Consider the following 10,102-nt stretch of genomic DNA (forward strand, 5'->3'; position numbering starts at 1 on the left):
CCTCCTCACCGGCCGCGCGGACCCGGCGCGGATACTGGCCGGTGCAACGAATCCTGTGCCGGGCCCAGGCCGACGGGCTGATCCCCGCCCGGCTGAGCTGCAGGGCGATCCTGCGTCACCGGTTCTCCCTGCGTCCTGCCGGGGCCCAGAAGGGCAAGAGCCGCTCCCAGCGGCGCAGCAGCGGTGGGGCACTGTATGCCTTTGACGCCGCCCGGCCCGGACAGCAGGTACTGCTGGTGGATGACGTGGTCACGACCGGGGCCACCCTCATCGCCGCGGCAAACGCCTGCCGTGCGGCCGGGTACCGGGTGATTGGAGCGGTCGCTCTGGCCTTGACACCGCCACCGAGCACCGAAACGAAGTAGCCGCTGAAGCGTCGGTTTCGCTGAACGCGATAAGAAATCTGGGCAGTAAGTAGTGGAATCCACACGAAGTGGCATATGGTGAAGTATGGGTTGCATCGCAGATGCAGCGTAAGGCCCATCTTCAGTCCAGGGGCTGGAAAATCCCTGGATTGTTGTGTCACCCGACTCTATTTTGGAGGACACCATGGAGCTGAACTACAGCGGCCGTAACGTCACCGTTTCCGATCGTTTCCGCGAGTACGTGGACGAGAAAATGGTCAAGATCGAGCAACTGACCAACAAGGTGCAGCGGATCGACGTCAAAGTCGTGAAGGAACCCCACGCCCGCAACCAATCCACCGCCTTGTCCGTGGAATTGACCGTGGTTGGCCGAGGACCGGCGATTCGCGCCGAAGCCACCGGCGCAGAAAAGTTCGCAGCATTCGACGTGGCCTTCTCCAAGCTGCTGGAGCGCCTGCGCAAGGCGCGGGACAAGCAGAAGGTGCACCGCGGGAATCACACCCCGGTCGCCGTCCACCAGGCCACCAGCGGCTTGCCGACGATAGGCGCCGGAAAGACCCTGGTCGAACAGGCCATGGAAAACCAGGCCGCCGAGGAAGCCGCGCAAAACAGCGAGGATTCGCAGTACACCCCGGTGGTGATTCGCCGCAAGGTCTTCCCTGCCGAGGTCATGAGCATCGACGACGCCGTGGACCGCATGGAACTGGTGGGACACCCGTTCTACCTGTTCATCGACGAAGCCAACGGGTCACATTCGGTGGTGTACCGTCGCCACCAGTACCAGTACGGCGTGCTCACCCTAGATCCGTCACTGAACGAAGACGATGAGCTGCGACCGAGGTCCGCGGCTACCGTGACTCCGAAGTGTCCACCGACGCCTAGCAGGCGGTGGAACACCACGTCATTATGACCATGGGCGGCCACAGCGACCTGAGCCTGCAACAGGCTCGACGGATCGCCGTGGCCGCCCAAGGCCTGTCCGGGCCACGCAGCCCCGCACGCAGCGGACGGGCAAAAATCCTGCAGGTCTACCAGCAGATCGCGCAAACCCAAATCGACTCGGTCAACGTCGTGGCCCGCGCCCACTACCAGCCGGTATTCGCCCGACTCGGGGACTACAGCCGCACCCAATTGGACCGGCTGGTGGCCGGAGCGGCCAGCCCGGTCACCGAGTACTGGTCCCACGAAGCCAGCTACGTGCGCAGCGACCTGGTGGGGGACCTGCGGCGCTGGCGTCCGCGGCACTGGGCCGACGCCTCCCACCGCTTCACCCCCGAACAGCACCGGCTGGTCGCCCCGGTCTTGGAATTCCTGGACTCCAACCCGGCTCCTCGGCCCGCCAAATCAGCCAGGCCCTGGACATCCCGGCCACGACGGACAAGGACCACTGGGGATGGAACTGGAACGACACGAAACTGGTCACCGAATCACTGTTCTGGCAAACCCGGATTCTCTCGCTGGGGCGCAACCAGCACTTTGAACGGCGCTTCGCCCCGGCCAGCACCGTCATCCAGGCACAGTACCTGGAGCCAGCCCATTCGGCGCAGGAATCACTGCGACGCCTGGTGCTCGCCGCCGTAGACGCGTTGGGGGTGGCCAGCCTGCACTGCGTCAGCGAGTATTTCCGGCTCCCCGCCGCCCCGGTCAAAACGATGGTCCACGAACTGGTGCATGCCGGTGAGCTGCAACGCTGTCGGGTTGAATCGCTCACCGAAGACTTCTACCTGCGCCCCGCTGGTGATTGCCTCCCGCCGGTCACGTACCACCCGCATCCTTTCGCCGTTTGACTCCATGATCTTCAACCGGCGCCGACTGCAGAAGCTGTTCGGATTCCATTACCGCATCGAGATTTATGTGCCCGAACCCAAACGCCGGTACGGCTATTACGTCTTTCCCATCCTGCACGGCGACGACCTGGTGGGCCGGGTGGATCTGAAGGCGGACCGCAAGCTCGGGGAGCTGCAGGTGAAATCCGTGCATTTCGAAGCGGCCCCCACCGAATCGGTGTTGCAGGGGACCGACGCCGAACTGTGGCTGATGGCACGGTGGCTTGGACTCTCATCGGTTACCGTGGGAACTGAGCGGGTGCTGTGCAGCCCATGGCGGTTGTCCGCGAAACACCAGGCCTCGGTCTGAAATGAGTTTGCAGTTCAAATTACTCACGTAGACTGTAAAGCGCCAGAATTTACTGTGCTTGAGATATTGGGAGCTACCACGTGGCATCATTGCTAGAACGTATTCTGCGTACCGGCGACAAGAAGACCCTGAAGAAGCTGCGGGTCTACGCCGACGCAATCAATGCGTTGGAAGGCGAATTTCGCGACATGTCCGATGAGGAACTGCGCGGGGAAACCGATAAGTTCCGGGCACGGTACGCCGAAGGCGAGACCCTGGATTCGCTGCTTCCCGAAGCCTTCGCCGCGGTGCGTGAAGCCGCCGACCGCGTACTGGGGATGCGCCACTTCGATGTCCAGCTGATGGGCGGTGCCGCCCTGCACCTGGGCAACATCGCCGAAATGCGCACCGGTGAAGGTAAGACCCTGGTCGCCACCGCACCGGCCTATCTCAACGCCCTGACCGGCCGCGGCGTGCACGTGGTGACCGTCAACGACTTCCTGGCCGAATACCAGTCCGACCTGATGGGCCGCGTCTTCCGCTTTTTGGGCATGAGCACCGGGTGCATCCTGGCCAACATGGATCCTGCCAAGCGCCGCAAGCAGTACGCCGCGGACATCACCTATGGCACCAACAACGAGTTCGGCTTCGACTACCTGCGCGACAACATGGCCTGGAGCAAGGAAGAACTGGTCCAGCGCGAACACCACTTCGTCATCGTCGATGAAGTCGACTCCATCCTGATCGACGAGGCCCGTACCCCGCTGATCATTTCCGGCCAGGCCTCAGGCGATGTCAACCGCTGGTACACCGAATTCTCCAAGATGGTCACCCGCCTGGAGCGCGAATCCGATTACGAGGTCGATGAGAAGAAGCGCACCGTGGGTGTGCTGGAGCCGGGCATCGAGAAGATCGAGGACTACCTGGCATCGACAACCTCTACGAGGCGGCCAACACGCCGCTGATCGGCTTTTTGAACAACGCCATCAAGGCCAAGGAGCTGTTCAAGCGCGACAAGGACTACGTCGTGGTCAACGGCGAGGTCATGATCGTCGACGAACACACCGGCCGTGCCCTGCCTGGACGACGCTACTCCGAGGGCATGCACCAGCCATCGAGGCCAAGGAAGGCGTGCAGATCAAGGCCGAGAACCAGACCCTGGCCACGATCACCCTGCAGAACTATTTCCGCATGTACGAGAAGATCTCGGGCATGACCGGCACCGCCCAGACCGAGGCGGCCGAGTTCATGGGCACCTACAAGCTCGGCGTGGTGGAAATTCCCACGAACCGTCCGGCGATCCGCGAAGACAAGTCGGATTTGATCTACAAGAACGAGATCGCCAAGTTCGACGCCGTCGTCGCCGACATCGCCGAACGCCACCAGAGCGGCCAGCCGATCCTGGTGGGCACCACCAGCGTGGAAAAGAGCGAATACCTTTCCCGGCTGTTGGCCAAGCAGGGTGTGCGTCATGAGGTGCTCAACGCCAAGAACCACGCCCGTGAAGCGGCCATCGTGCGATGGCCGGTAAGAAGGGCGGCGTCACCGTGGCCACCAACATGGCTGGGCGCGGTACCGACATCATGCTCGGCGGCAACGCCGAGTTCATCGCGGTGGCCGAAATGGAACGCCGCGGACTGGACCCGCAGGAGAACTCCGAACAGTACGAGGCCGAATGGGACGAGGTGTTCGCCAAGGCCAAGGAAACCGTGGCCCGCGAAGCCAAGGAAGTCGCCGAGCTGGGCGGACTGTACGTGCTGGGCACCGAACGCCACGAGTCGCGGCGCATCGACAACCAGCTGCGCGGTCGTGCCGGGCGCCAGGCGACCCGGGTGAATCCCGCTTCTACCTGTCGATGACCGATGACCTGATGCGCCGCTTCAATTCCGGCATGGCCGAGCGGATCATGAACAATCCCTCGATGCCCGATGACGTGGCCCTGGAATCCAAGATGGTCTCCAAGGCCATTGAATCCGCCCAGGCTCAGGTTGAAGGCGTCAACGCCGAACAGCGCAAGAACGTGCTGAAGTACGACGACGTGATGAACCGCCAGCGCGAGGCGATCTACACCGACCGCCGCCGCATCCTGGAAGGCGATGACATCCACGAGAAGGTGGAGCACTTCCTGGAGGACGTCGTCAAGGCGATGGTTGTCGAAGCCACCCAGTCCGGCAACCCGGATGACTGGGATCTGCGCCAGTTGTGGACCAACTTCAAGCAGCTCTACCCCATCTCGCTGACCGTTGATGAGGTGGCCGAGGAAGCCGGCGGCGTCTCCCACCTGACCCCGGCGTTCATTGAGCAGGAAGTCCTCTCCGATGCACGCCTGCAGTACCAGGCCCGCGAAGAGGCGGTCGGTTCGCAGACCATGCGCGAACTGGAGCGTCGCGTCGTGCTCTCGACCATTGGTCGCAAATGGCAGGAACACCTGTACGAGATGGATTACCTCAAGGAGGGCATCGGGCTGCGTGCCATGGCACAGCGTGACCCGCTGGTGGAATACCAGCGCGAGGGCTACGCCATGTTCCAGACCATGATGGAAGGCATCCGCGAGGATTCCATCGGCACCCTGTTCCACCTGGAACTGCCCGCCGGCAGAAGGAACCGGAGGCGATCGGCGAGGCGCTGGGCACTCCGGCGCAACCGCAGAACCTGCAGTTCACCGGACCGGATGAGGACGGGGAGGCCAGCACCACCCGCGAGCAGGCCAAGTCCTCCAAGCCCAAGGCCGCTGCTGGGGCTGGGACCGGAAAGTCCAAGAAGAACAAGAAGCGCCGCTGACCTAGAGCACTTCCAGTTCCGTCACCTGCCAGCGTCCGTGCCAGGGCTCGATTCGAAGAGCCACGGCACGGACGCGGTGCTTAAAGGCCAGAACCGCAGCGCATTCATAGGCCCCGGACTGGGTTTGCTCCATCCGGATGGTGCGCACACAGCCGTGGGTGGTTCCCGGCTGCGCGGTGGTGGTGAAATTGCGGGTCTCGATGAGCATCTGCCGTTTAATCTTTTCAACACAGCCTGGCTCCATCGCGAAATTGAGCTGGCGGATGCTGCGGTACCCGGAAAGCACCTCGAAGACGGCACGGGCCACGGCGTGGCACAGCTGGACCGCGGCCATTCTGCCGGTACGCGGTGCCGGAGCCCGGTGGAAGATCCAGTTCATGGGTTTGGCAATGGCCTGCGGGCTTTGATGGCGCGTCGGATGTGGCAACGCCGGGCCCTGCAGGCGCACCGTCAGGTGAGCAGCGGGTCGTTGCAACCAGCTCACCGAGGTGACGCTGGGGTGAAGGGTGGTGGTGGACATGGCGATGACCTTTCAAGATGATCAACGTGGGGCCGGGGCGATCTGGGTATCAGGGTGTGGCAGGTGCAGCACCATGCCGACCTGTAGAAGATCCGGATCGGCACCGATCACGTCCCGGTTGCGTTGATGGATGCGTGGCCAGTAGGCGGCCACGTCACCGATGGAAGCGCTTTCGCCCAGCCGGGTCCGGGCGATGTCCCACAGGGTGTCCCCGTGCCGGATAATCACTTCCTGCACCACGGGCCGGGACTGCGCCGCGTCCGGGGGAGTACCCAGGGTGCGGCCGAGGGGAATTGCGGTGCGCTGCGCGTTCCAGGTGGGCACCGGTACGCCCGGTTCCCTCTGGTCATCCGATGTCCCTGCACCGACAGGGAGGCCGGGACCGGGAATGGTATTGGCGGCGGGCTGAGCGGCCACGGCCTGAGCGGCCACGGCAGCGGTCCCCAGCGGCATGGCGGTCACCAGTCCAACCCCCAGCCCGGAAATGTAGAGGCGTCGCAAAAACCGCGGACCCACCTTCCCAGCATCAGCGCCAAGCGCTGATGACCTCGACGGGCCGCCGTGCGTGAGAGCAAGTGCGCGAGCCAGCCCAGGCAGAGCCAGAGCAGGTAGCCAATGAGGAACAAGGTCAGTGCGCGCAGGAACAGGCCGCAGGAGACGGGCAGGTGCCAGCTGCTCCACCGTTGCGGCTCAACGCCAGAGAGCATCCGATGCAGCCAGAGCAGGCTGATCAGCGCCGCCGCCACAGCCACGGTTACCAGCGAGGCAGCCAGCCGTTTCTGCCACATCCCAACCACATCCTTTGTTGTTTGATAGCGTTTGATGTTATTTGAATAAGATAATGACACTTGAAGCTGATTAAGGGAAGGCTCTTGTTGAAAATTGTGGAGGCCCGTAGGGTGTGGTCATGCGATGGGAATCCTTGTTTGCGGATCTTGAATCCCAGCTGCAGGCACAGCTGGCAGAAGACCTGCGAGCGGAAATCGCCGAATCGGTTCGGGTGGAGCAGGCGCGGCAGACACTGGCCGAACGGCTGCTGACCTGCCAGGGCCGGCCCTTGTCGCTCCGGCTGGCCGGGGGCGAGGAACTCACGGCACGGCTGGGGCCGGTTGGCAATGACTACCTGTGCCTGGAAGAGTCCGCGACCCGCTGGCTCATCCGCGCCGCCGCCGTGCAGACGGTAGCCCTGCCGCCCAAGCCTTCCGCGCACAGCGAGACGGTGAAACTTGCGGCCGCAAGATTCGCGGCGGTGTTGCGTGCCCTGCTACGCGACCGGAACCCGGTCCAGGTGCACGGAATTGATGGCCAACTCCTGGGGGAGGGGACACTACTGCAGGCAGCCCAGGACTTCATCGTGCTAGGCACCCACGCGCGGGACGAATATGCCCGCCCGCGCAGCATTACCTCCGAACTGCTCATCCCGCACACCGCGCTGGCTGGTTGATGCTGGAACACCGGCACTGAGGCCCCGCCAGGTTCCTGCCAGCGCCCACGAAATCCACAATCCTGGATTCGCCCCTTCACAGTTGCCCGTTCTTCCATTAGGCTCACCGCACAACATGCAGGTTCTCAAATGAGGTGAACGCCGTGGTTGCCGAGGCGCGCAGCAAGCACCAGCCGGTACCGGTCAGCCCCCGGGTGCGCCGTGCCAGATGGAAGGAACCGCGGCTGCTGCTGGGCCTGCTGCTGGTGGCGGCCGCCGTGACCGGCACCGTAGTGCTGGTCAACTCCATGGATGAGCGCACAGCGGTGTATGTGGCCAAGCAGGACATCACGCTGGGTGAGCCGCTGGGTGAAGAGAACCTGGAAGTTGCCCACGTGCAGCTGGGGGACTCCATGCAGCACTATGTGCCGGCCGAGGCGCAGCACCTGCAGGATGCGCGGGCGAACACCTTCATCGGCTCCGGGCAGCTGATCGCCCAGGACTTCGTCACCCGCAGTGAACTGGGTTCGCGACGGCCCATCAACATTGACCTGCCGGTGGACCTGTCCCCGGCCATCACCCCCGGCAGCAGGGTCGACGTGTGGATCGCCCAGCGGGAGCCGGGTACCGCCAGCTATGGAACCCCGGAACTACTGGCGAACCTCGTGGAAGTTTCGGCACGCACCGAACGGGCCGCTGGACTGGTCGGGCAGAGTGCCGTCAACCTGGAGCTGCTGGTGGAACCGGCCTATCTTGAACCCCTGTTGCAGGCATTGGCCAATGAATCACGGATCATTGTGGTGTACAACCCGGCCGGTGAATCCTCATGAGCATCTCGGTGGTGGTCCTTGGCCAAGACCCCGATCTGGTGCGCCGGATCGAGAGCTACCGCGGGGAGCTGATGGTGGTGCGGGTCTGCCAGGAGATCCCCGAGGCGGTTGCGGCCTGCACCTCCAATCGGGTGGACGTGCTGCTGGTTGCCGAACCGGGCCTGATGCCGGCCATGGAGCAGGTCGACTACGTGCAGGAACGTGACGTGGTGCTGGTGCTGCTGGACACCGAGGTCTCCCCGATCCCCGGGTGATTTCCGCCGCCCCCAGCGGCAGCGCCGCCGAACTGGAAACCCTGATCGCCCAGGGGCTGCGCGAGCGGGAGCTGGACCGGCCTCTGGCGGCGCCCTGGGCCAGGGCCTAATGGGAGCGGAGTCAGGGCGCGAACCGGGAAGGGTGAGCACCTTCTGGAGTGGGGCCGGCTCCCCGGGGCGCAGCACGCTGGCGCTGAATTTCGCGGTGGAGGCGGCAGCCGCCGGCGAATCGGTGGTCCTCATCGATGCCGATACCTACGCCTCATCCCTGGCCATCCAGCTGGGAATGCTCGATGAGGCGGCAGCGGTGGCACAGTTGTGCCGGGTTGTGGACACCGGGCACTTCGATGCTGCCCGCCTTGAAGCGGTGTTGACCACAATCCAGGTCGGATCCTCCACCTTGAAGGTGGCCAGCGGAATCCCGCGCGCCAGTCGTTGGCCCGAGGTGCGGGCCGCCTCGCTGCGCCGGGCCGTGGCGGTACTGAAGGAACACCATGACCGGGTCATCCTGGACGTGGCCGCCCCGGTGGAAACCGACGAACAGCTCAGCTTCGACACCTACGCCCCGCAGCGCAACGGGGTCAGCGTGGAGGCATTGCGCTTTTCCGACGAGGTGATCATGGTCGTGGCCGCGAACAGTGTGGGCATTCCCCGGGCCATCCGGGCCCTGGATGAACTGGCCGAGGCGCAGCTTCACCCGCAGTTGCGGATCCTGTTCAACAAGGTCGGCTCGGCTTCCTCCGGCAGGGCCCCGCGCCGCGGCATTTCGGAGGCCTGGGAGCGCTTCGGGCCCTCCTATCCCATCCTCGGTTTTTTGCCTGATGACCACTCGGTTTGCCAGGCTGCGGTGCTGGCCGGAAGCTCACTGTTGGAGTTGGCGCCACGTTGCGCGCTACGCTCAGAAATCCGCGCCCTGGCCGGCAAGAAACTACCATTCGGGCAACCACACCGAACCCGAAGCCGGGGCGCGAGAGAGTGTAGGAAATCGGCGGGAAAAACGCGATAGGCTGGTAGACATCGTGCATTCGCAATGGGGCGAATCGTTGATCTTCACTCTTGGAGGCGTTCAGTTGAACTCGTCGGAATCGGCCGTGTCAGAAGCATTTATGAATGCGACACTCACCAACGACCTGATCAGTGAGTACTATAGGCAAATCGCCAGGGAGGACTTTGCCGCCTACCAGCCCGGAGAGCTGGAGGAGCGGGTGGCGGCCCACCTGGATATCGGGTTCGTTAGGCAGCCGAAAACCGCGAATGTCGTGGTGAAGTCCACTGCCGGCAGCTCCGTGGTCTACATCGTCACCGACGACATGCCGTTCCTGGTCAATTCCGTGACCACCGAGCTGGTGCGCCAGAAATGCCCGATCCACTTGGTCGTGCACCCCACCTTCGTGGTTTCCCGCGATACCGAGACCGGTGAAATCAAGTCACTGACCCCCACCGACGCCCAGCATGTGGCCAGCGGCGACACTGCCGCGCTCGCGACCTGAGCACCCTGAATCTGGCCGGGAGCAGCACCGAGGTTGAATCCTGGATCTCCGTGGAACTGGACCACGAGATGAGTGAGGAGCAGGCCGAGGAAGTCACCACCGGCCTGCAGTCCGTGCTCAGCGACGTGCGCATGGCCGTCGAGGACTGGCCGAAGCTGATGGACCGTGCCCACGAAATCGCCGCCACGCTGCCCCAAACCGTGGGAGCCGAGGACATCCCGGACCTTGATCAGGCCGTGGAACTGCTGAACTGGATGGCCGATGGCCGCTTCACCTTCCTGGGCTACCGCGACTACGAGCTGGTCACCGAGCACGGCGAGGACG

Annotated in this window: 13 protein-coding genes and 3 pseudogenes; 13 read left to right on the forward strand and 3 right to left on the reverse strand. The window is 63.9% G+C overall.

All coding sequences use genetic code 11. The features are described 5' to 3' along the window. From JCM19049_RS04600 to JCM19049_RS23155, 7 genes and pseudogenes are all read left to right on the forward strand, one after another. A partial coding sequence (locus JCM19049_RS04600) for a phosphoribosyltransferase family protein (RefSeq protein ID WP_279402465.1) occupies window positions 1-365 on the forward strand: 365 nt, incomplete at its 5' end. A gap of 184 nt (window positions 366-549) precedes the next feature. Beyond that, a complete protein-coding gene (gene hpf / locus JCM19049_RS04605; protein WP_054820962.1) occupies window positions 550-1,275 on the forward strand; it encodes a ribosome hibernation-promoting factor, HPF/YfiA family in 726 nt (241 codons plus the stop codon). A gap of 2 nt (window positions 1,276-1,277) precedes the next feature. Continuing rightward, window positions 1,278-1,685, forward strand: a pseudogene (locus JCM19049_RS18640) (DNA glycosylase AlkZ-like family protein); the annotation flags it as partial. 41 nt (window positions 1,686-1,726) lie between these two features. Further along, a complete protein-coding gene (locus JCM19049_RS18645) occupies window positions 1,727-2,152 on the forward strand; it encodes a DNA glycosylase AlkZ-like family protein (protein WP_279402472.1) in 426 nt (141 codons plus the stop codon). A gap of 4 nt (window positions 2,153-2,156) precedes the next feature. Further along, window positions 2,157-2,501, forward strand: a complete 345-nt coding sequence (locus JCM19049_RS04615) for a DNA glycosylase AlkZ-like family protein (RefSeq protein WP_279402466.1) — start codon at window positions 2,157-2,159, stop codon at window positions 2,499-2,501. A gap of 80 nt (window positions 2,502-2,581) precedes the next feature. Continuing rightward, window positions 2,582-3,531 (forward strand): annotated as a pseudogene (locus tag JCM19049_RS18650) (DEAD/DEAH box helicase); the annotation flags it as partial. Further along, window positions 3,526-5,001 (forward strand): annotated as a pseudogene (locus tag JCM19049_RS23155) (hypothetical protein); the annotation flags it as partial. The pseudogenes JCM19049_RS18650 and JCM19049_RS23155, both read left to right, overlap by 6 nt. Window positions 5,002-5,262: 261 nt before the next feature. On the opposite strand, the gene JCM19049_RS23160 reads toward JCM19049_RS23155, so the two are convergent. Genes JCM19049_RS23160 through JCM19049_RS04635 form a run of 3 tightly spaced genes read right to left on the reverse strand, consistent with a single transcriptional unit; the run spans window position 5,263 to window position 6,533 of the window. After that, window positions 5,263-5,781, reverse strand: coding sequence for an Rv3235 family protein (locus tag JCM19049_RS23160; protein WP_054820954.1), 519 nt, complete (start codon window positions 5,779-5,781; stop codon window positions 5,263-5,265). Between the two features lie 21 nt (window positions 5,782-5,802). Continuing rightward, complete coding sequence (locus JCM19049_RS04630) at window positions 5,803-6,243, reverse strand: LysM peptidoglycan-binding domain-containing protein (RefSeq protein ID WP_054820955.1); 441 nt, start codon at window positions 6,241-6,243, stop codon at window positions 5,803-5,805. Continuing rightward, window positions 6,240-6,533 (reverse strand): hypothetical protein, encoded by a 294-nt coding sequence (locus JCM19049_RS04635; RefSeq protein WP_279402468.1) that lies wholly within the window; start codon window positions 6,531-6,533, stop codon window positions 6,240-6,242. The genes JCM19049_RS04630 and JCM19049_RS04635 overlap by 4 nt, the downstream gene beginning before the upstream one ends. 155 nt (window positions 6,534-6,688) lie before the next feature. On the opposite strand from JCM19049_RS04635, the gene JCM19049_RS04640 reads away from it, so the two are divergent. The 6 genes from JCM19049_RS04640 to JCM19049_RS04665 all read left to right on the forward strand — a co-directional run. Then, a complete protein-coding gene (locus JCM19049_RS04640) occupies window positions 6,689-7,225 on the forward strand; it encodes a hypothetical protein (protein WP_279402469.1) in 537 nt (178 codons plus the stop codon). Window positions 7,226-7,359: 134 nt separating this feature from the next. Then, window positions 7,360-8,034 (forward strand): hypothetical protein, encoded by a 675-nt coding sequence (locus tag JCM19049_RS04645; protein WP_054820958.1) that lies wholly within the window; start codon window positions 7,360-7,362, stop codon window positions 8,032-8,034. Further along, entirely contained in the window at window positions 8,031-8,288 is a 258-nt protein-coding gene (locus JCM19049_RS04650; RefSeq protein WP_054820959.1) for a hypothetical protein, read from the forward strand. The genes JCM19049_RS04645 and JCM19049_RS04650 overlap by 4 nt, the downstream gene beginning before the upstream one ends. A gap of 142 nt (window positions 8,289-8,430) precedes the next feature. After that, window positions 8,431-9,294: a hypothetical protein gene (locus JCM19049_RS04655; RefSeq protein ID WP_279402470.1), complete on the forward strand. Its 864-nt coding sequence runs from the start codon at window positions 8,431-8,433 to the stop codon at window positions 9,292-9,294. A 100-nt stretch (window positions 9,295-9,394) separates the two neighbouring features. Then, window positions 9,395-9,778: an NAD-glutamate dehydrogenase domain-containing protein gene (locus JCM19049_RS04660; RefSeq protein WP_054820961.1), complete on the forward strand. Its 384-nt coding sequence runs from the start codon at window positions 9,395-9,397 to the stop codon at window positions 9,776-9,778. A 68-nt stretch (window positions 9,779-9,846) separates the two neighbouring features. Continuing rightward, a partial coding sequence (locus tag JCM19049_RS04665) for a hypothetical protein (RefSeq protein ID WP_374700232.1) occupies window positions 9,847-10,102 on the forward strand: 256 nt, incomplete at its 3' end.

It is taken from the genome of Arthrobacter sp. JCM 19049, from assembly GCF_001310435.1.